The 19904-nt window shown below is 59.1% G+C and carries 18 protein-coding genes; 12 read left to right on the top strand and 6 right to left on the bottom strand.

Features of this window, described 5'->3' with window-relative positions; translation table 11 throughout:
• Window positions 1–1078, top strand: a 1078-nt coding sequence (locus AC2FJV_RS18480; RefSeq protein WP_496714294.1) for a COG4223 family protein, incomplete at its 5' end; no start/stop codon positions are given.
• Window positions 1079–1088: 10 nt separating this feature from the next.
• Window positions 1089–2585, top strand: a complete 1497-nt coding sequence (locus tag AC2FJV_RS18475; RefSeq protein WP_271950672.1) for a heme biosynthesis protein HemY — start codon at window positions 1089–1091, stop codon at window positions 2583–2585.
• Here AC2FJV_RS18475 and AC2FJV_RS18470 read toward each other — a convergent pair.
• The 3 genes from AC2FJV_RS18470 to AC2FJV_RS18460 are packed head-to-tail and all read right to left on the bottom strand — an operon-like array spanning window position 2582 to window position 5674.
• Window positions 2582–3616, bottom strand: coding sequence for an ABC transporter substrate-binding protein (locus AC2FJV_RS18470; RefSeq protein ID WP_496714293.1), 1035 nt, complete (start codon window positions 3614–3616; stop codon window positions 2582–2584). The two genes, AC2FJV_RS18475 and AC2FJV_RS18470, sit on opposite strands and share 4 nt — an antisense overlap.
• A complete protein-coding gene (locus AC2FJV_RS18465) occupies window positions 3613–5010 on the bottom strand; it encodes a sensor histidine kinase (RefSeq protein WP_496714291.1) in 1398 nt (465 codons plus the stop codon). Before AC2FJV_RS18465 ends, AC2FJV_RS18470 begins: the two co-directional genes overlap by 4 nt.
• Window positions 5003–5674, bottom strand: coding sequence for a response regulator transcription factor (locus AC2FJV_RS18460; RefSeq protein ID WP_496714289.1), 672 nt, complete (start codon window positions 5672–5674; stop codon window positions 5003–5005). The genes AC2FJV_RS18465 and AC2FJV_RS18460 overlap by 8 nt, the downstream gene beginning before the upstream one ends.
• 147 nt (window positions 5675–5821) lie before the next feature.
• On the opposite strand from AC2FJV_RS18460, the gene AC2FJV_RS18455 reads away from it, so the two are divergent.
• From AC2FJV_RS18455 to AC2FJV_RS18435, 5 genes are all read left to right on the top strand, one after another.
• The gene (locus AC2FJV_RS18455; RefSeq protein WP_142637503.1) at window positions 5822–6790 is read left to right on the top strand and encodes a Bug family tripartite tricarboxylate transporter substrate binding protein; all 969 of its coding nucleotides are present in this window, start codon (window positions 5822–5824) and stop codon (window positions 6788–6790) included.
• 86 nt (window positions 6791–6876) lie between these two features.
• Entirely contained in the window at window positions 6877–7308 is a 432-nt protein-coding gene (locus AC2FJV_RS18450) for a tripartite tricarboxylate transporter TctB family protein (protein WP_142637505.1), read from the top strand.
• 10 nt (window positions 7309–7318) lie between these two features.
• Window positions 7319–8857 carry a tripartite tricarboxylate transporter permease gene (locus AC2FJV_RS18445; RefSeq protein ID WP_142637508.1) on the top strand — a complete coding sequence of 513 codons (1539 nt, stop codon included), beginning with the start codon at window positions 7319–7321 and terminating at the stop codon, window positions 8855–8857.
• 144 nt (window positions 8858–9001) lie between these two features.
• Window positions 9002–9454, top strand: coding sequence for an SRPBCC family protein (locus AC2FJV_RS18440; RefSeq protein WP_142637510.1), 453 nt, complete (start codon window positions 9002–9004; stop codon window positions 9452–9454).
• Window positions 9455–9545: 91 nt separating this feature from the next.
• The gene (locus tag AC2FJV_RS18435; RefSeq protein ID WP_281973874.1) at window positions 9546–10520 is read left to right on the top strand and encodes a hypothetical protein; all 975 of its coding nucleotides are present in this window, start codon (window positions 9546–9548) and stop codon (window positions 10518–10520) included.
• 41 nt (window positions 10521–10561) lie between these two features.
• Here the strand turns inward: AC2FJV_RS18435 and nadC are convergent, their stop codons facing one another.
• From nadC to nadA, 3 genes are read right to left on the bottom strand one after another with little or no spacing between them, the layout of a single operon-like run.
• Entirely contained in the window at window positions 10562–11416 is an 855-nt protein-coding gene (nadC, locus tag AC2FJV_RS18430; RefSeq protein ID WP_496714287.1) for a carboxylating nicotinate-nucleotide diphosphorylase, read from the bottom strand.
• The gene (locus AC2FJV_RS18425; RefSeq protein WP_496714285.1) at window positions 11413–12981 is read right to left on the bottom strand and encodes an L-aspartate oxidase; all 1569 of its coding nucleotides are present in this window, start codon (window positions 12979–12981) and stop codon (window positions 11413–11415) included. The genes nadC and AC2FJV_RS18425 overlap by 4 nt, the downstream gene beginning before the upstream one ends.
• Before the next feature lie 6 nt (window positions 12982–12987).
• On the bottom strand, window positions 12988–14040 hold the full coding sequence (nadA, locus tag AC2FJV_RS18420) for a quinolinate synthase NadA (RefSeq protein ID WP_496714284.1): 1053 nt from the start codon (window positions 14038–14040) through the stop codon (window positions 12988–12990).
• Between the two features lie 575 nt (window positions 14041–14615).
• On the opposite strand from nadA, the gene AC2FJV_RS18415 reads away from it, so the two are divergent.
• From AC2FJV_RS18415 to AC2FJV_RS18395, 5 genes are all read left to right on the top strand, one after another.
• On the top strand, window positions 14616–16559 hold the full coding sequence (locus tag AC2FJV_RS18415) for an AMP-binding protein (protein ID WP_185956699.1): 1944 nt from the start codon (window positions 14616–14618) through the stop codon (window positions 16557–16559).
• Between the two features lie 78 nt (window positions 16560–16637).
• Window positions 16638–17456, top strand: coding sequence for an ABC transporter ATP-binding protein (locus AC2FJV_RS18410; protein ID WP_142637523.1), 819 nt, complete (start codon window positions 16638–16640; stop codon window positions 17454–17456).
• 77 nt (window positions 17457–17533) lie between these two features.
• Window positions 17534–18520 (top strand): branched-chain amino acid ABC transporter permease, encoded by a 987-nt coding sequence (locus AC2FJV_RS18405; RefSeq protein ID WP_142637525.1) that lies wholly within the window; start codon window positions 17534–17536, stop codon window positions 18518–18520.
• A 2-nt stretch (window positions 18521–18522) separates the two neighbouring features.
• Window positions 18523–18780: a hypothetical protein gene (locus AC2FJV_RS18400; RefSeq protein ID WP_271950685.1), complete on the top strand. Its 258-nt coding sequence runs from the start codon at window positions 18523–18525 to the stop codon at window positions 18778–18780.
• Window positions 18781–18783: 3 nt separating this feature from the next.
• Window positions 18784–19860 carry a branched-chain amino acid ABC transporter permease gene (locus AC2FJV_RS18395; protein WP_142637529.1) on the top strand — a complete coding sequence of 359 codons (1077 nt, stop codon included), beginning with the start codon at window positions 18784–18786 and terminating at the stop codon, window positions 19858–19860.
• Window positions 19861–19904: the final 44 nt, after the last annotated feature.

Genomic DNA, 19904 nt, shown 5'->3' with positions numbered 1-19904 from the left:
AGCCGAAGCCGAAGCCGAAGCCGAAGCCGAAGCCGAAGCCGAAGCCGAAGCCGAAGCCGAAGCCGAAGCCGAAGCCGCTCTTACGTCGCCTGATCAGACCGTCGCAGAACCGCCGGTCGAAAAACGCGGCGGCTTTATCCCGGCGCTGATTGGCGGTGCGATTGCTGCGGCGGCCGGGTTCGCTCTGGGTCAAAGCGGCGCGTTCTCCTCGGGTGAGTCCGACGCAATCGCTGCGCTTGAGGCGAAGCTGATCGCACAATCCGATCAGATATCAACACTGTCGAAGTCTCTGACCGACGGATCGGACCTGTCCCAGAAGATTGACGCGCTGACCAGCCAAATCGCGCCAATCACCGCTGATCTGGATGGGGTGAAGTCCAGCATATCCGATCTGACCAACAAGGTTGATCCGCTTGCCAGCCGTTTGGCCGAGTTGGAAAGTGGCGCGCTGACGCAGGGCGCTTCACCTGAAACCGGCGCGGCCATCGAAGCCGAGCTGAAAAAACTCCAGGACTCTTTGGCCGCGCAACGGGCCGAGGTGGAAAAGATGGTGTCCGACGCTCAGACGCTCGAGGCCGAGGCTGCAGCAAAATCGCTGGCGGCGACCAATGCAGCCCTTCTGTCACGGGTGCATGAACAGTTGAATACGGGTCAACCTTATGGCGACCTGATTGCAGAACTGAAGGCCGCAGGCGTAACCGTTCCCGAGGCGCTGGCAGCACCGGCAACCGAAGGTGTCGCGACGATTGCAGCACTTCAGGACAGCTTTGCGCCCGCTGCGCGCACGGCGCTGGCCGATGCGCGGGACGCGGACAAGGGCACCGGAATTGTCGCGTTTTTGCAGCGCCAGACAGGTGCACGTTCGGTTACCCCGCAAGAAGGTGACAGCCCCGATGCGGTCCTGTCGCGGGCTCAAGCCGCTTTGTCGGGCGGAGATGTCTCTGCTGCCCTGGATGAGCTGAAATCCCTGCCCGATGCAGCCAAAGCTGCATTTGAAGGGTGGGAACAGGCGGCCCGGACGCGGGTTTCTGCTGTGGATTCTGCAAATGCGCTTGCCTCAAGCGCGAACTCGAACTGAGGGGCCTGCTATGCTGTGGTCACTGTTTAAGATCCTTGTTTTTGTTGCGATTGTCGGCTTGCTGGCTCTTGGCGCCGGGTTCCTTATGGAAACCAAAGGCGGGGTGCAGATCACAGCGGGTGGCACGGAATACACGCTTGGTCCGCTTCAATCGGTCATTGCGCTGGGCGTGATGATCATTGCGATCTGGCTGTTCTTCAAGCTGCTGACCCTGCTGATCGCCACGCTGAAATTCCTCAATGGGGATGAAACAGCCCTATCGCGTTATTTCGACCGCAGCCGGGAACAGCGCGGATATCAGGCATTAACCGATGGGATCATGGCGCTTGCCTCGGGTGAGGGGCGGATCGCGATGAACAAGGCCGCCAAGGCCGAAAAGCTGCTGAACAAACCCGAGCTGACCAACCTGCTGGTGGCCCAGGCCGCCGAGATGAATGGCGATACCCAAAAGGCATCTGAAACCTATAAGAAACTGGTAACGAATAATGCCACGCGTTTTGTGGGGGTGCGCGGAATCATGAAGCAGAAGCTGGCCGAAGGCGATGATGACACCGCCCGGAAGCTGGCCGAAAAGGCATTGGCCATCAAGCCACGCCATCAGGAAACGCAAGATATCCTGCTGGGCCTGCAGACCAAGTCGCAGGATTGGGCTGGGGCCCGATCAACGCTGACCGCCAAGCTGAAATCCGGGCATTTGCCCCGCGATGTGTTCAAGCGCCGCGATGCGGTGCTCGCCTTGTCCGAGGCAAAGGGCATTCTGGACGAAAGCTCGACCGTAGAACAGCAGGAACAGGCAATCGAGGCCAACCGCCTTTCCCCTGATTTGGTGCCTGCCGCAGCGATGGCTGCCCGTGCCTATATCGAAAAAGGCAAGCCGCGTGCCGCAACGAAGATTCTGAAAAAGGCATGGGAGGCACAGCCACATCCCGATCTGGCCCATGCCTTTGCCGATATTGCACCGGATGAATCACCGGCCGAGCGCATCAAACGCTTTGCGACGTTGACCCGCATACACGCGCAGAATCCGGAAACCTGTCTGATTCTGGCCGAGTTGAACATCGTCGCCGAAGATTTCCCCGAAGCGCGCCGCGCGCTGGGGGATGTGGTCGAAAAACAGGCTGATGCCCGCGCCTATACGCTGATGGCAGCGATTGAACGTGGCGAAGGGGCCTCGGATGTGGTTGTGCAGGGCTGGCTGGCAAAGGCGCTGAACGCGCCGCGCGGGCCGCAATGGGTCTGCGACAACTGCCATGACATTCAGCCGGAATGGGGTCCGGTCTGTCAGAACTGCCACAGCTTTGACACGCTCAGCTGGCAAACGCCGCAAACGCCAGAGATCGCCTCGGCCACCGGTGTTCACATGCTGCCGCTGATCGTTGGCGCGCTTGAGGACAAGGCCGACACCGATATGGATGAGGTCGACGAGGCCGATGAGCCTGAGGTTATCGAGGCAGAGATCGAACCGGTTCGGCCTGATATCGAACCGGCCATCGACGAAAAGACCTAGCGCGCACTTTCCACGTCGAAGGCGTCGTTCCACAGCTTGAACAGCCCGGCCCGTCGGTTCTGATCTCTGGCCACCAATAGAGCCGGCGACAGGGCGATGAACCTTCGGGCGCTGGGCGTTAACCCCGTATCGGCTGTGTCCATCTGGGCGACGAGACCCGAAGTTGCCAGCAGGGTTTGCGCCTGTGGCGACAGGAGAAAATCCAAGAATTCCGTGGCGGCTTGTTTGTTCCGCGCCTGGCGCGGGATCATCAGGGCACGTGACAGGACCAGAGTATAGTCTTCTGGCAGGATCACCCCAATGCCCGGGGCCTTGGCATTGGCCACATAAGACCCCAAAACGTTATAGGCGATCAAAAAGCGCCCATTGGCCACATCGCGGATGATTTCCGCAGAACAGCAAGTGGCCACCGCGTCGATACGTGCAAAACCTTCGATCAAAGAGCCGAAAGTCGTGGCCTCAAGGCTGTCTCCATAGGCAAACAGATAACCCAGACCCGAGGCCGCGATGTCATAGGTTGCCACGCGCCCACGCAGTAGATCCGGCTGGGTTCGCATCATGTCCAGCAGGGCGAACCGGCTGCGTGGGACGTTCTGATCCTGTAACAAGGTCTTGTTGTAGACGATGACGGCGGGTTCGGTGGTGATCCCCCACAGCTCATCCCGCCAGCGTCGCGCGGCGGGCAGGGCGTTGGTAAGGTCGGATTGAAACCGGTGTCCGCAGGCCGAATTCACCAGCCAGACCATCTGTTGAATCGCGGATGAGAACACGATGTCTGCAGGATTCTCACCTGATTTACAGACCGTGCGGCTGTGTTGGAACAGAGCGTTAGATCCCCATTGTTCATAAGTGACCTGCAGATTGGGGTTCAGCGCAGTAAATCGTTCGAGCACGGGGGCGATGATCGCAATGTCGGTGGTTGACCGGATCAACATCGGATTCTGACCTGCGCCGAATTCTGCGATGGCTTCTTGGGCGCGCGAAAGCGAAGGAATCAAACTCAGCACGACAAGGGCTAGGGCTCGGATCATGTGCTGCTCTCATCTGTTCTGGCCGGGAAACTCAGCGCTGCGCGAAACCCGGTTTCATCCCGCCCCATCTCGACTCGGCCGTCAAAGGCCTCAGCGGTGGATTTCACGATGGACAGGCCCAGACCGGTGCTGTCCTCGCCCGAACCGGTGCTGCGATTGAACCGGTCCCCCAGCTGATCGGCGATTATGGTCGCAGGCCCGGGTCCCTGATCGCGCACCCACAGAACAACGCGCGCGCCCTCTTGCGCGGCGCCAATACGGACGGGTGGCAGACCATGACGCAGAGCGTTGCCAAGCAGGTTCTTGGCGGCTTCGCCGATCGAAAAGGCATCGCCATTCACAAGAACTGGCGTATCGCCGATTTCCAGACGCACCTCGATGGTGGGGGCCATCAATTCATGATCGCTGTGTTCCAGCACGTCCAGCGCCACTTCGCGTAGGTCAACGGGCAGCCGCGGGGCGCTGTCGATACGGTGGATCACCATGGCGCGCGACAGCAACTGATCCAGCAGCGTGCCCAGTGACCGGGTGCGTCCCAACAGCCGATCCAGCGCGCGCGTGCGGGCTGGAAGGTCGGGATCGTCCTGCGCAATCTCGGCCTGTACCCGGATTGCGGCCACGGGTGTGCGCAGCTGATGAGCGGTGTCGGCAATCAGGTTGCGCATCGTGTCCACTTGCCGATCCAGCCGCCCCATGAACCGGTTCATCGCGCTCAGCATCACCTGCAATTCGCGTGGCAACCCGTCGCTGGCCATCGGTGTCAGGTCATAAGGATCGCGGCGGGTCAGGTCATCGGACAGCGCCTCAAGCGGGCGCAGGGCCGAGCGGGTGACAAACCACGACATGATCAGCAGCAACATCCCGGCCACCGCCATGGGCAGCAAGGCATCGCGCATCAGGCCCACGGTCATGGATTGGCGCGCGCGCAGGGTTTGGCCGACCAGAATTTCCACCTCGCCCGAGAAATCGCGCTCGGCAAACAGGCGGGTAACGCGGACGAAACGGGCGGGTTCCCCGTTCAGATCAGAGGCGAAATAGACCGGCGCAGTGCCAGTCTGTGGCGGCACCTCGATCACGGTGTCCCGGTCCAGCCCGGTTATGAACGGGCCATCCGGTACCTGAACCGCATAGAAAATACGGTCATCAGGCGCCTGTGCCAACAGTTGAAAGGCCGAGACTGGAAGATCGACAAAGGGTTGGCCATCTTGAATGCGAACGGATTCGGCAATGTCACTGGCCGCGCCCAGCAGCAGCCGGTCATAGGCCTGCCGCGCAGCAAGGCGACCATTGGCCCAGATCGACAGACCAACCAGAAACCCGCCCAGAACCAGGATCAGAACCACCGCGCTTAGAACGCGGGCCGTCAGGCTGTGGGGCAGGCGCAGCCTAGTCATTCAGACCGATCCGATACCCCACCCCACGCTGGGTGGTAATGCTGATGGCGCTGCCGGTGAATTTTTTGCGGAGCCGTGCGATATACAGCTCGATCGCGTTTTCCCCCACATCGGCGTCTTCGAACCCGTAAAGCGAGTTATACAGCCGTGATTTCGACAGATACTGACCTTCGTGCCGGATCAGGGCGTCCAGGACCGCCGCCTCGCGCGCGGTTAGGTTCAGGCGTTTACCGTTCAGCGTGGCGTTGCGATCCTTGGCGGCATAGATCAGCGGACCCAGCGTGATCTGTTCGCTTTTGCGATCGGCATCGCGCCGGACAAGGGCGCGCAACCGCGCCTCAAGCTCGCGCTGGTCAAAAGGCTTGCCCAAATAATCGTCGGCACCTTTGTCCAAAGCGGCGACACGATCTTCGACCGAAGTCAGTGCCGTCAGCATTAGCACTGGGGTGCGGTCGCCGCTGTCTCGGATTTTGCCCAGAAAGTTCAGGCCGGACCCGTCAGGCAGGTTTATATCCAAAAGCATCGCGTCATATGTTTGAACTGCGCGGAAATCACGTGCGGATTCGACAGTGGTCGCCAGATCGCAGACAACGCCCGACCGCGCCAGATGAGCTATTACGCCTTCGGCCAGATCTACGGCATCCTCGATCATCAATACGCGCATTGTACCCCCGCGCCCTGCCCTGAATTTCTGTGACAGGTTCGTGACAGCATTATTCTGTAAACAGTACCAGCCCGCAAGGACAGACCCTTGCGGGAACAGGTTTCGGTTGCAGGACGCAGCCCAAAAAGACCAGAGGAGGAGACACGAATGAAACTGTTTGGAACAAGCGGCGCGATTGCGGCTGCTGTTTTTGCCCTGTCCGGCGTGAGCGCCAGCGCACAGGAATGTATTGCCCCGGCCAACCCCGGCGGCGGTTGGGATTTCACCTGCCGTCAGGTCGGTAAATCTCTGCAGGATCTGGGTCTGATCGACCAGACCATGCAGGTTGTGAACCTGGCCGGCGGCGGTGGCGGTGTTGCCTTTGCCGAGGTCGTCAACAAGCGCGGCGAGGATAATGAGCTGATCGTAGCGGCCAGCGCAGCCACGGCGACCCGCCTGGCGCAGGGCGCCTATCCAGGCAACACCATGGATCAGGTGCGTTGGCTAGCGGCCATCGGTGCGGATTATGGCGTGATCGCCGTTGCAGCCGATAGCGCGGTTAACACGCTGCCCGACCTGTTGGATCAGATCAAATCCGACCCGACGTCTGTGTCCGTGGCGGGCGGTTCCGCCGTGGGCGGTTGGGATCACCTGAAGGTTCTGATCGCGGCCAATGCCTATGGCATCGAGGACGTACGGTCGGTCAAATACATCGCCTTTGATGGCGGCGGCGAAGCTGTGACCCAGCTGTTGGCCGGTTCGGTTCAAGCCTTTACCGGTGACATCTCGGAAGCCAAGGGTTTTGTCGACTCGGGCGATATCAAAGTCATCGCCGTATTGGCGCCTGAACGTCTGCCCGGCGAATTCGCCGATTTCCCGACGGCCAAGGAACAGGGCATTGATGCCATCGGCGCAAACTGGCGCGGGTTCTACGCCCCTGGCGGAATGAGCGATGAGGCCTATGGCGATTGGGTTGGTAAGATCGGTGATCTTTACGCCTCGGATGAATGGAAAGAGGTCATGGCCGCCAATGGTCTGGCCCCGCTGGACCTGCAAGGCGCAGCTTTCCAGGATTTTGTTGCACAATCCGTGGGTCAGATCCAGACCATCTCGAAAGAGATCGGGATCATCAAATAAGACCAGCACTCACCTGAGAGCGGGGTGTCGCGCCGGGCGCGCGGCACCCCGACCAGACCCATACTTCCCTTACATAGGAGATACCCATGAGTGATCGCATATTCGGGGTCTTCGGCATTCTTCTTGCCATCGGCTTTGCCCTGTCAGCGCTGGCGATTGAAGAGAGCTTTCTGTCAGACGCGGTTGGCCCCAAGGCCTTTCCACTAATTGTCGCCGCCATCCTTGGCCTTTCCAGCGCGGTCATCGCGTTGCGCCCGGATGCCGAGCCCGAGTGGCCCGCGCTGGGCCGGCTGGTCGAAGTCGGCGCCGCTGTAGTCGTGATGATCTTCTATGCCGAGCTGTTGCCGGTTCTGGGATTTGTAATCTCTACCGCCTTTGCTGCGGCTTACCTGGCTTGGCGGCTGGGATCTGGTCCGATCGAAAGCGTAGTGGTCGGAATCGGTACTTCTGTCGGTATCTACGTCATCTTCCATCTGGTTCTGGGCCTGTCACTGGCTCGCGGACCATTGGGTTTCTAAGGGGAACGTCATGGAAACTCTTGCATCCCTTGGCGATGGATTCGCTATCGCGCTGACATGGCAAAACCTGTTGCTGGCCCTGTTGGGTTGTTTTCTGGGCACGATCATGGGCGCGTTGCCCGGTCTGGGCCCGTCGAACGGCGTGGCCATTTTGATCCCTCTTGCGTTCACGCTGGGGCTGGGCGCGACGCCGTCTCTGATCCTGCTGACCAGTGTTTATTATGGGGCAATGTATGGCGGGAGAATCTCATCGATCCTGCTGAACATCCCTGGGGACGAGCCTGCGATGATGACCTGCTTGGACGGGCATCCGATGGCCAAAAAAGGCCTTGCGGGCGAGGCGCTCTCGCTGTCCGGTATCGCCTCATTCATTGGTGCGTTTCTGGCCACATGGGGCCTGATCTTTCTGGCGCCGCAGCTGGTCAAGATCGCGCTGCTGTTTGGACCGGCTGAGTATTTCGCCCTGTTCGCGCTGGCCTTCATGACGCTGGGCGGCGTGTCCTCGACCAATCAGGCGAAATCGGCTTTTGCCGCTGCGCTGGGCCTTGGGTTGGCGACCATTGGTGTCGATACCCAGACCGGCGTGCCTCGGTTCACCTTTGGCGAAGTGCACCTGTATGATGGGCTGGATTTCCTTGTCGCCATTGTCGGCCTGTTTGCACTGTCCGAAGTGTTCATCTTTCTGGAAAACCGTCATGGCGGATCGGATGCCGCTGGGCGCAAGTTGAATATCGGGCGGCTTTACCCGCCGATGTCGATGATCAAGCAATGCATGCCGACCATGCTGCGCACCTCATTCCTGGGCTTTCTGGCGGGGGTTCTGCCGGGGGCCGGGGCGTCTTTGGGCTCGTTTATTTCCTATTCGATGGAGAAACGGTTGGTCGACAAGGACAACACATTTGGCACCGGTGATCCGCGTGGCGTCGCCGCGCCCGAGGCCGGCAACAACGCCGCCGCCGGGGGGGCCTTGGTGCCGATGCTGGCGCTGGGCGTGCCGGGGTCAGGGACCACCGCCGTGCTGCTGGCGGTTCTGTTGGCGCTGAATATCACGCCCGGACCGCTGCTGTTCACCCAGAACCCGGATGTGGTCTGGGGCCTGATTGCGGCACTGTTCATTGCCAACTTTATGTTGCTCGCGATGAATATCCCGATGGTGGGCCTGTTCACCCGCGTCCTGATGGTGCCCTCGCGTATCCTGATGCCCGTCGTGGCGATGGTCAGCTTTGTGGGTATTTACGGCATCTCGGGGTCCAGCTTTGATCTGCTGGTGATGATCGGGTTCGGTGTCATGGGCTGGGTTCTGCGCAAGCTGGACGTGCCGCTGGTGCCGATCATTCTGGGCACGCTGCTGGGCAACTCGATGGAGAATAACCTGCGCCGTGCGGTCACCATCGACAATGGCAACTGGTGGACGCTGGTTGACAGCCCGCTGGCCATCGGCTTGTGGTCCATTGCCCTGATCGGATTTGTTCTGCCTCTGATTGTAGGCGCGCGTGTCAAAGCCAAGATGCATCAGCGCCGCGACGAAGAGGGCGCGATCAGCGACTGACCGCATTGGGCGTCACCGCAAACCGGTGGCGCCCGATTAGGTAAGTTTTGGGGTCGGGTATCCTGATCTGAAACAAAAAATTGAAACATTTGGCAAAAACCGCGTTATTGATAGGCACAAAGCTGTTGTGCGAAGGATGCCAGAATGGAACTCAGTGACGAAATCCGCATCGCTGCCCCGCGGGACGTGGTGTATGAGGCGCTGAACAACCCCGATATCCTGCAGGAATGTATCCCCGGCTGCGAAGAGCTGACCCAATCTTCGCCGCAAGACCTTGAGGCAAAGGTGGTTCTGAAAATCGGTCCGGTGAAAGCGCGGTTCGCGGGTCAGGTCACGCTGGATAAATCCAAGGCACCGGACGGATTTTCGCTGCAGGGCGAGGGCAAGGGCGGGGCTGCGGGGTTTGCCAAGGGCGGTGCCGATGTGACCCTGACCGAAGACGGGTCCGAGACGGTTCTTGCCTATACTGCTAAGGTGGATGTCGGCGGCAAGATCGCCCAGCTTGGCAGCCGTTTGATTGCCGGGACTGCCAAGAAACTGTCGGGGAAATTCTTTACCCGGCTCGGAGAGATCGTCTCAGAACAATCCGGCAGCTAGCCAGTTTCGCGCATTTCAGTTGACGGCGACCTCATTCGGCGCAATCACAAGAAAAACTGGCGGGCCAAACCCGAAGCAGGAGGCCAGAGTGATGGATTACGCGCAGCTGGAACGTCTTGAGAAGCGGGTTTCACTCAAGCCCAATGACCGACAGGCCATCCGGCAGCTTGTGACGATGCTGGAATACTCCAACCTACCGAAACAGCATCTGGGCGCCTACAGCAAAGCGCAGCTTGAGGTGACGGGCGGGTTGAAAAAGGGCTGGCAGGCAGCCCTGGTCGACACCGGACGGCAGACCGCCGCCTATTCTGGTTGGATGAAAGCCCTGGACACACAGAAAATCCAGTTGGCCGTGCCCATCGCCCAGATCTATGTGGGTCAAACCATCACCATCAATGGCGAGCATGGGAATTGCGGCCAACGCCTGAATTTCTTTGAAGAAACCAAGGTGATTTGTGGACTGTGCCACGAGTGCTACAAGGTGCAGATCCTGCCTGAGAACCTTGAGGGGATGTTTCAGGTCTATTTCTTGCTGCTCAACCTGCAGCTGCCCAGGGACAATGCCAGAAAAAGCATGATCGAGCTGCGCGAAGCGGTCAAGTTTCCCTATAAGGCGTATATCTATTGTGAGTCGATCGCAGAGGCGAAAGAGTGTCTTGCGATTTTCCGTGCCGCACAGGCGGAATTTGAGATCACTGGGGTTCACTCAAAAATATCCCACGGATGTTCTGAATACAGTATGGAATACCCCGCGTTTAAGTATTCCGAGGGTGCGGGTGACGACTTTGAAACACCATCCGATTGGAGCGGGATCGAAGAGGCGTATTTCACGGACATTCCGATGCCTGCCCCGGAAAGACCAAGCAATTCCAAACCGATCCTCAGCTTGCGGGACGTTTTTGCCTTTCGGACATGGGTCAGGTTCGCTGAGCTGATCGGTGATAAATCCTGCGAAAAATATGGGACGCGCCTTGGCCCGGAGCTGCCTCAGCCCTTCGTCAAGCGTGTACAGGGGCAGGCGCGGGACCGGCACAGGGAAATGGTGGAGCTTTCTGCACAGGGTTAGCAGCTGTAGCCCATGTGCCAGTGCTGACGCGCGACCGTGGTCTAGACCGGAAAGTCTAATCCCAAATCCACGGTGCGCGCCGAATGGGTCAATGCACCTGAAGAGATATAGTCAACACCCGTTGCCGCGATTGAGGCGATGCGATCCAGCTTCACATTGCCCGAGGCTTCGGTCTTGAGCCTGCCATCCAACATCGCCACCGCCTCGCGCAGCATGTCATTGTCCATATTGTCTAACAGGACGACCGAGGCGCCTCCGACCTCAAGCACTTGGGCCAGTTGGTCCAGACGGTCGACCTCGATCTCGACGGCCATCATGTGGCTGGCATGGGCCTTGGTGGCCTCCAGCACCTGACGCACCCCGCCAGCGGCTGCGATGTGGTTGTCCTTGATCAGGATCGCATCTGACAGAGAGTATCGGTGGTTGAACCCGCCGCCATGCAGCACGGCCAGTTTTTCAACCAGACGCAGGCCGGGGGTTGTTTTGCGGGTGCAGGTGACGCGGGCATTTGTGCCTTTAGTTTCAGCCACGAAGCCGGCGGTCTTTGTGGCGATCCCGGTCAGGCGACCGGCAAAGTTCAGGGCCACCCGTTCGCCCGACAGGATTGAGGCGGCCGATCCCTTGATGGTCATCAGCGTATCGCCTGCCTTACAGGGTTGGCCATCGGCAATATGCGTGGTGATGTCCAATGAGGGGTCGATCAGGCGAAACGCCAGCGCCGCGACTTGCATGCCGGACACGACCGCATCCTCGCGCGCGTTCAGGCAAGCATCATAGGTGGTATCCGCCGGGATCACCGCGCGGGTGGTGACGTCGCCATAGCTGCCAAGATCTTCCATCAGGGCAATGCGGATCATCGGTTCAAGGACAAGATCGGGAACGGTAGAGAAGCTCATGATTGCTCCTTGCAGGCCTGCGCGCGGATGGCGAGTGCTTGGGAAAGGTACATTTCGGATCGTTTGCCGGGTCCGGCCGAGGGGTCGGGGAAATCGGATCGTTCATGCGCGCCGCGGCTTTCTTCGCGCGCCAAAGCGCCCGCCGCGATTAAAGTGGCGGTGGCGCACATGTTCAGGAAAGACGGGTTGTCGCTGTTTGCTGCCTCTAGCCGCGCGATGATGCCAAGCGCTTTGATCAGGCCCTTGCGATCACGGATAACGCCAACATAGCGGGTCATGGTCTGGCGCAGCTCTGTCACGGCGGCAGGGTCAGATGGGGTGCCGCCGTCCTGAAAGGTGATTTCCAGCGGCGGCGTCGCGCTAGGTGTTGGCAGGGTCCGGGCGATGCCTTCCGCGCAGATGCGGGCGTAGACCAGCGCCTCAAGCAGACCGTTCGAGGCCAGACGGTTGGCACCGTGCAACCCGGTCGAGGATGCCTCACCGCAGACCCATAAGCCGTCGATACTGGCGCATCCGCTGGTTTCGGTCGCGATGCCACCCATGTGGTAATGCGCAGCGGGGGCAACGGGGATGGGTTCCTGCGCCGGGTCGATGCCATTGCGGGCGCAATATTCGGCGACCGAGGGGAACTGTGCCTTGATCGCCTCGCCCAGAACCTCGCGCGTGTCCAGCATGGGACGGTTGCCCGCCTGAACCTGCGCATAGATGGCGCGGGCGACGACGTCGCGCGGGGCAAGCTCGGCATCCGGGTGGATGGCCTGCATGAACCGCGTGCCATGACGGTTGATCAAAATGGCCCCTTCACCGCGCAGCGCTTCGGTCGCCAGCGGCGCGGGGTCTTCACCTACATCCATCGCGGTGGGGTGGAACTGGACAAATTCGGCATCCGCAATCAGCGCCCCCGCGCGTGCCGCCATGCCAATCACCTGCCCGCGAATACGCGGCGGGTTGGTTGTCAGCGCATAGAGCCCGCCTGACCCGCCCCCGGCCAGCAAAACCGCAGCCCCGCGCAGCATCACCGGGGCTGACCCGCCATTATCCGCACGCTGAATGCTGACGCCGGTAACGCGCCCGTCTTCGACGTCCAGCCCAAGGGCCATGGCGCCCTCCAGAACCTGGATCGACGGGGTTTCGTGCACCTGTTCGATCAGGGCGGCCATGATCTGCGCGCCTGCCTGATCGCCCTTGACCCGGACGACACGGGCAAAGCTGTGCGCGGCCTCGCGTGACAGCACGTAATCGCCGCCCGCGGTCCGGTCGAAAGGCGTGCCCAGCGTGGTCAGGTCCAGAATATAGTCGCGCGCCTGACGCGTCACCAATTCAGCCACCTGCGGATCAACGGTGCCCGCACCGGCATTCACGGTGTCGTCCGCGTGGCTTTCCGGGCTGTCATCGGCGTCCATCGCCGCAGCCACTCCCCCCTGCGCCCAGGCAGAACTAGCACCCTCGCCCAAAGCTTCAGGAGAGATCATCACCACCGGATGCGGGGCCAGTTTCAGCGCAGCATAGAGCGCGCCCAGCCCGGCGCCCACGATGATAACGCGGTCGGTGGTGAGGGTTTCCATCTCGGATCAGAGACCCAGCTTTCGCGACAGGTCGATCATCGCCTGCACCGAATGACGCGCTTTTTCCGCGACCGTGGCGTCGACCTCGACCTGACTTTCCATCGTGTGCAGCACATAGAGGATCTTTTCCAGCGTAATCTTCTTCATGTAGGGGCACATGTTGCAGGGGCCGACAAAGTCGACCTCGGGCAATTCATCGGCGATGTTGGACGCCATCGAGCATTCGGTGATCAGCATCGCCTTTTCGGGCTTTTCGGTGCTGACATACTTGATGATCCCGCTGGTCGAGCCAGAGAAATCGGCCTCGGCCACCACTTCGGGCGGGCATTCCGGGTGGGCAATCAACCGCGTGCCCGGATTCCATTTGCGAAAATCGCGCAGGTCTTGCGCGGTGTATTGTTCATGCACGATGCACGAGCCCGGCCAGTACACGATGTTCTTGCGGCTTTCATTTGCCACGTTCTGCGCCAGATATTGATCCGGCGTCATGATGACGGTGTCGGATTCCATCGCATCGACGATCTGAACGGCGTTGGACGATGTACAGCAGATATCGGACGCGGCTTTCACCTCGGCGGTGGTGTTCACATAGGAGACGACCGGCGCGCCGGGGTATTTGGCGCGCATCTCGTCGATTCCCTCGGCGGTGATGCTTTCGGCCAGCGAACAGCCTGCGGCCATGTCCGGCATCAGCACGATTTTCTCGGGGCTCAGGATTTTCGAGGTTTCGGCCATGAAATGCACGCCCGCCTGTACGATCACGTCGGCTTCGACGTCGCTGGCCTTCATCGCCAGTTGCAGACTGTCACCCACAAAATCCGACACGCCATGGAAAATTTCAGGCGTCATGTAGTTATGGCCCAGAATGACCGCGTTCCGCTCTTTTTTAAGCGCATTGATCGCCTTGATATAGGGCGCATAGATCGCGAAATCCGGCGGCGTCACCACCCGGTCCATCCGGGCATAGGTCTCCTGCATTTCCTCAACCAATTCGGTCGAAGGTGTCAGGTCATAATGCTGTGAAAGCACATTGGTGATGCTCTGGTGAGTGACATTCATCTCGGCAGTCCTGCCTTGCGTATTGGGGTGGGAAAGGGGTCGGAATTCGTGCTGCCCGACCGTCCAAGAAAACGGTTGATTTCAAAGGCGCACGCCTCTGATCGCACAATTCGAGCGGTTTTGGTCATGCGATCTGGATCATTCCGCATAACCGATGCCTTCGGTCGATACACATGCATAGCAAATCGGCATGAAAAACCGCTCTGAATATCCTACTCAGTTGCGGGATGCATACGGTGAATTCCAGGCGCGGTAAACATACAAAACCCCAAGCCAATACCGGTATACGTGGATGAATGCGCTTACCTGCTGCAAATTTGCAGTTCGCGGAACAGTTTGTGGTCATCTCGGGTCGGGTCTCTGACGAGGTGTATGACCCGGGCGGCACGGCCCAACTTGTTACATTTCGTAAGAATTGAGAAAACATCAGGCAAAACTTGACGCTGATCGTGTCGACGTCCCTTAATCGGGGCGTTGGCGTCCGGGCCAGACCCGGACCCGCCATTTCCGGCCCGGGGAGGGGCCGGGTGGGGAGGAGAAAAAGATTGACTCAGACGCAGTCAGGCGCTGAAGGGATGCAGTCTCTTCCGGCGCTGCTACACCGCAATGTGACTCAGTTCGGGGATGCCCCGGCCTATCGCGAAAAGGAATTCGGGATCTGGCAATGCTGGACCTGGGCCGAGGCGGCCAAGGAAATCCGCGCCATTGCGCTGGGGTTTCTTGAGATTGGCGTTGAAAAGGGCGACCATATCGCCGTCATAGGCCGGAACCGCCCGGCGCATTACTGGTCGATGGTTGCGGCCCAAATGGTGGGTGCGATTCCGGTGCCGCTCTATCAGGACGCGGTCGCCGAAGAGATGACATATGTGATGGAACATTGCGGTGCGAAATATGTCGTCTGCGGTGACCAGGAACAGGTCGATAAAGTCATCGAGATTCAGGAAAAAGTTCACCAGATCAAACACATCCTCTACACTGACAAGCGTGGCATGCGGAAATATGATCATTCCCAGATGAACGCGCTGGACGACATCAAGGCCGAAGGCAGCGCAGGTCATGCTCGCTTTGATGCCGAGCTGGACGCGCGTATCGCTGCGATCACCTATGACGACACTTGTGTGATGCTGTATACCTCGGGCACCACCGGCAAGCCGAAAGGCGTGGTGCTGTCGAACCGCAATGTGATCGAAAGCGCCAGAAACTCATCCGATTTTGATCACCTGACCCGGAATGAGGACATCCTGTCCTATCTGCCAATGGCTTGGGTAGGTGATTTTATCTTTTCCATCGGTCAGGCCTATTGGTGCGGGTTCTGTGTAAACTGCCCCGAAAGCGCTGACACGATGATAACCGACCTGCGCGAGATCGGTCCGACCTATTTCTTTGCCCCGCCGCGGGTATTTGAAACGCAGCTGACCAACGTCATGATCCGGATGGAAGATGCGGGCAAGCTGAAGCAGCGTATGTTCCACCATTTTATGGCCCATGCCAAAAAGGTGGGTGGGTTACTGCTGGATGGCAAAGCGGTTGGGTTTGGTGATCGGATCAAATACGCGCTGGGCAATCTGCTGGTCTATGGGCCGCTGAAGGATACGCTGGGGTATGGCCGGTTCCGGGTCGGTTATACGGCAGGCGAGGCGATCGGGCCTGAGATTTTCGATTTCTACCGCTCGCTGGGGATTAACCTGAAGCAGCTTTACGGGCAGACTGAGGCGACGGTCTTCATCACCGTGCAGCCCGATGGCGAGGTGCGCGCCGATACGGTTGGTGTGCCCGCGCCAGATGTCGAGCTGAAGATCGCCGAAACGGGCGAGATCTACTATCGCTCGCCAGGTGTGTTTGTCGAATATTACAACAACCCGGACTCGACCGCCTCGACCAAGGATGCCGAGGGTTGGGTGGCCACGGGTGATGCCGGGTTCATTGAGGAAAGCAGCGGTCATCTGCGGATCATCGACCGCGCCAAGGACGTCGGAAAAATGGTCGATGGCTCGATGTTTGCGCCGAAATATGTTGAGAACAAGCTGAAGTTCTATCCCGATATTCTTGAGGTCGTGCTGTTCGGCAATGGCAAGGATCGCTGCGTGGCGTTCATCAATATCGACCTTACCGCCGTGGGGAACTGGGCCGAGCGCAACAACGTCGCCTATGGGTCCTATCAGGAACTAACGGCACATCCGCAAGTGTTAGAGACAATCAAGTCCCATGTGGAAGCGGTCAACAAATCGGTCGCCGCCGATGAAATGCTGTCGGGCTGTCAGGTGCATCGCTTTGTGGTGCTGCACAAGGAACTGGATGCGGATGACGGTGAGATGACCCGAACCCGCAAAGTGCGCCGGGGCTTTGTCGAAGAGAAATTCCACGACATCATCACCGCCCTTTACGACGGGTCTTCAAGCGTTTCGACCACGACCGAGGTGACCTATGAGGACGGCCGCAAGGGCTCGATCAGTGCCACACTTGAGATCGTGGATGCGCCGGTTGTAACGGTCACGCAACACAAGGTAGCGGCGGAATGAAGTCCGGTCCTGCGCCGCTCGACCTATGGTCATCGCCCGCCCGCCATTCCGTGTATTGCGTAAGTCAAGGAGGGGCTGATGTTGGATAGTTCCGAAGGATATGTCACCGAAGACGGCCGCAAGATCGGCGGCGTCGTGATGGAGATGAAGAACATCACTCTGCGCTTTGGCGGTGTGGTGGCGATCAAGGATATCTCGTTCGACATCCGTGAGGGTGAGATCCGCGCCATTATCGGTCCGAACGGGGCGGGTAAGTCCTCGATGTTGAACGTAATCTCGGGGTTCTATGTCCCACAAGAGGGCGAGGTCTGGTTTCACGGGGCCAAGCGCCCTCCAATGCGGCCCTATGAGGTCGCGCGGCAGGGGATTGCGCGAACATTCCAGAACATCGCTCTGTTCGAAGGGATGAGCGTTTTGGACAACGTCATGACCGGGCGCCTGAACTATATGAAGACCAATATCCTGCAGCAGGCTTGGTGGAAGGGTAAGGCCGAGGCCGAAGAGACCGAAAACCGCGAGGCGGTCGAACGGATCATCGACTTTCTCGAAATCCAGCATATCCGCAAGACGCCCGTTTCACGCCTGCCCTACGGCTTGAAAAAGCGTGTCGAACTGGCCCGGGCGCTGGCCGCTGAACCCAAGCTGTTGCTGCTGGATGAGCCGATGGCCGGGATGAATGTTGAAGAGAAAGAGGACATGAGCCGCTTTATCCTCGACGTGAATGATGAATTCGGCACCACGATCGCCCTGATCGAACATGACATGGGCGTGGTGATGGATCTGAGCGATCGGGTGGTCGTGATGGATTACGGCAAGAAGATCGGCGACGGCACGCCTGATGAGGTGCGCAACAACCAGGAAGTCATCGATGCCTATTTGGGGGTGAGCCATGACTGATCTACGGAACGGGCTGAGAAAATTCGACGAATTTTCCGGGATGACGCGCCAGATGAAATCTGTTCGGAGGACATAGGATGCCTGAACAACTCGTATTTGCGATGGAAGTCATCCTCAACGGTCTTATGGCCGGGGTGCTCTATGCGCTGGTCGCGCTGGGCTTTGTGCTGATCTACAAGGCGTCAGGGATTTTCAATTATGCGCAAGGGGTTATGGCCCTGTTTGCCGCGATGACTCTGGTCGGAATCATGAACGGGCAGGTGCCGTTTGCACATCTGATCAATGCGACTTTCGGGACGCATATCCATTACTTTGGCTGGAGTGTCCCTGCGCTGCTGGCGATTATTCTGACTATGGCGGTGATGGTTCTGCTGGCTTGGGCGGTGCAGCGGTTCGTGATGCGCCATCTGGTTGGCCAAGAGCCGATCATCCTGTTCATGGCCACCATCGGGCTGGCCTATTTCCTTGAGGGCGTGGCCGACCTGATGTGGGGGTCCGAGATCAAGACGCTGGATGTAGGCCTGCCGCAGGGCATCAACCTCTGGCTCGATGAGGCGACCTTTAACGTCTTCGGCTATGGGTTCTTCATCGACAATCTGGACATTGTGGCAACGGTAATTGCGGCGCTGCTGGTGGCAGCGCTGGTTGTGTTCAGCCAATATACCAAGCAGGGCCGGGCGATGCGCGCTGTGGCGGATGACCATCAGGCGGCGCTGTCGGTGGGGATTTCGCTGAATTTCATCTGGATCATGGTCTGGTCTGTGGCCGGGTTCGTGGCTCTGGTCGCGGGCATCATGTGGGGCACCAAGTCTGGCGTGCAGTTCTCACTGTCGCTGATCGCGCTCAAAGCGTTGCCGGTGCTGATGCTGGGCGGGTTTACCTCGATCCCCGGAGCCATCGTCGGAGGGTTGATCATCGGTGTGGGTGAGAAACTGTTCGAGTTCGCCATTGGCCCGATGGTTGGCGGTGCGACCGAGAACTGGTTTGCCTACGTGCTTGCGCTGATCTTCCTTGTGTTCCGGCCGCAGGGCCTGTTCGGCGAGAAGATCATCGAAAGGGTGTAGTCATGACCAAGCTCATCGCCATTCTCAACGTGATCGCATGGGCCGGGTTCTGGGCGTTTGGGTATATCGCCCTGACCTCGGACGATCTGACCGACAGCCAACTGACGATCGCCGCGATCCTGGCTTTTGCCGGGTTGGTCACGGGTGTCATGGCCTACATGAAACTTGTGCGCGCCTCAGAGGCGAGCGGATATGCCAAAGGCTCCAGCCAACTGAACACTGCTGCCCGCGACCGGGCGCAGGAAGAATGGGGAAAGTAAGACATGTTTTATCGCGAGGCCGGAGATTTCAAAACCTCTTACGTGGAAGACAGCCAGACCTTTCCGATCAAATTTGACCGGTATCGGTACTATGTGGTGCTGGCAGTGGCATTTGGGATCATTCCATTCATCATCAATGACTACTGGGCGAACGCGCTGCTGCTTCCGTTTCTGATCTATGCGATCGCCGCCATCGGATTGAATGTATTGGTTGGCTATTGCGGGCAGGTGTCGCTGGGTACCGGTGGGTTCATGGCTGTGGGGGCCTATGCCTGCTACAAGCTGATGACGGCCTTTCCCGAAGTCAGCATGTTCATCCATGTCATCCTTGCGGGCGGGATCACCGCCATTGTCGGTGTTCTGTTCGGATTGCCTTCGCTTCGGATCAAAGGGTTCTATTTGGCCGTGGCCACGCTTGCGGCGCAGTTCTTTCTGGTGTGGCTGTTCAACCGTGTGCCGTGGTTCTACAACTACTCGGCATCTGGGCAGATCAACGCGCCCGAGCGGGATGTGTTCGGCATCATCATCACAGGCCCGAATGCTCCGGCCTGGGCAACCTATCTGTTCTGCCTGATCTTCCTGACCTTCTGCGCCATCATTGCACGGAACCTGACTCGGGGAACGACCGGCAGGACATGGATGGCGATCCGCGACATGGATATCGCGGCCGAGATCATCGGGGTAAACCCGCTCAAGGCAAAACTGACCGCCTTTGCTGTCAGCTCATTTTTTGTGGGTATCGCGGGGGCGCTATTCTTTGCGGTCTATCTGGGCGCGGTTGAGGTTGGCGAAGTCTTTGGCATCCAGAAATCGTTCCTGGTCCTATTCATGGTCATTATCGGCGGATTAGGGTCTATCTTCGGCTCCTTCGCCGGGGCAGCATTCTTGGTATTGCTGCCGGTTGTTTTGAAGGTGGTCGGTGTCGATCTATTGGGCTGGCCCACTGATATCGTCGCGCATCTCAATCTGGTGATCGTCGGCGCACTCATCATCATGTTCTTGATTCTGGAACCGCATGGGCTGGCGCAGCTTTGGCGTGTGGCGAAAGAGAAACTCAGACTCTGGCCGTTTCCGCACTGACGGGCAGGCCCAAAGACAAGACGGGTGCAAAGCCCGAATTCAAC

This window comes from Ruegeria sp. CDSA241 (assembly GCF_059611265.1).
The sequence above is the reverse complement of the archived record's forward strand: the minus strand, read 5'-3'. Positions and strand labels throughout refer to the sequence as shown.

Bases quoted from the DNA above. Each gene is read 5' to 3' on its own strand.
- AC2FJV_RS18475 (WP_271950672.1), top strand. From the start codon at position 1,089: ATGCTGTGGTCACTGTTTAAGATCCTTGTTTTTGTTGCGATTGTCGGC.
- AC2FJV_RS18470 (WP_496714293.1), bottom strand. From the start codon at position 3,616: ATGATCCGAGCCCTAGCCCTTGTCGTGCTGAGTTTGATTCCTTCGCTT.
- AC2FJV_RS18465 (WP_496714291.1), bottom strand. From the start codon at position 5,010: ATGACTAGGCTGCGCCTGCCCCACAGCCTGACGGCCCGCGTTCTAAGC.
- AC2FJV_RS18460 (WP_496714289.1), bottom strand. From the start codon at position 5,674: ATGCGCGTATTGATGATCGAGGATGCCGTAGATCTGGCCGAAGGCGTA.
- AC2FJV_RS18455 (WP_142637503.1), top strand. From the start codon at position 5,822: ATGAAACTGTTTGGAACAAGCGGCGCGATTGCGGCTGCTGTTTTTGCC.
- AC2FJV_RS18450 (WP_142637505.1), top strand. From the start codon at position 6,877: ATGAGTGATCGCATATTCGGGGTCTTCGGCATTCTTCTTGCCATCGGC.
- AC2FJV_RS18445 (WP_142637508.1), top strand. From the start codon at position 7,319: ATGGAAACTCTTGCATCCCTTGGCGATGGATTCGCTATCGCGCTGACA.
- AC2FJV_RS18440 (WP_142637510.1), top strand. From the start codon at position 9,002: ATGGAACTCAGTGACGAAATCCGCATCGCTGCCCCGCGGGACGTGGTG.
- AC2FJV_RS18435 (WP_281973874.1), top strand. From the start codon at position 9,546: ATGGATTACGCGCAGCTGGAACGTCTTGAGAAGCGGGTTTCACTCAAG.
- nadC (WP_496714287.1), bottom strand. From the start codon at position 11,416: ATGAGCTTCTCTACCGTTCCCGATCTTGTCCTTGAACCGATGATCCGC.
- AC2FJV_RS18425 (WP_496714285.1), bottom strand. From the start codon at position 12,981: ATGGAAACCCTCACCACCGACCGCGTTATCATCGTGGGCGCCGGGCTG.
- nadA (WP_496714284.1), bottom strand. From the start codon at position 14,040: ATGAATGTCACTCACCAGAGCATCACCAATGTGCTTTCACAGCATTAT.
- AC2FJV_RS18415 (WP_185956699.1), top strand. From the start codon at position 14,616: ATGCAGTCTCTTCCGGCGCTGCTACACCGCAATGTGACTCAGTTCGGG.
- AC2FJV_RS18410 (WP_142637523.1), top strand. From the start codon at position 16,638: ATGTTGGATAGTTCCGAAGGATATGTCACCGAAGACGGCCGCAAGATC.
- AC2FJV_RS18405 (WP_142637525.1), top strand. From the start codon at position 17,534: ATGCCTGAACAACTCGTATTTGCGATGGAAGTCATCCTCAACGGTCTT.
- AC2FJV_RS18400 (WP_271950685.1), top strand. From the start codon at position 18,523: ATGACCAAGCTCATCGCCATTCTCAACGTGATCGCATGGGCCGGGTTC.
- AC2FJV_RS18395 (WP_142637529.1), top strand. From the start codon at position 18,784: ATGTTTTATCGCGAGGCCGGAGATTTCAAAACCTCTTACGTGGAAGAC.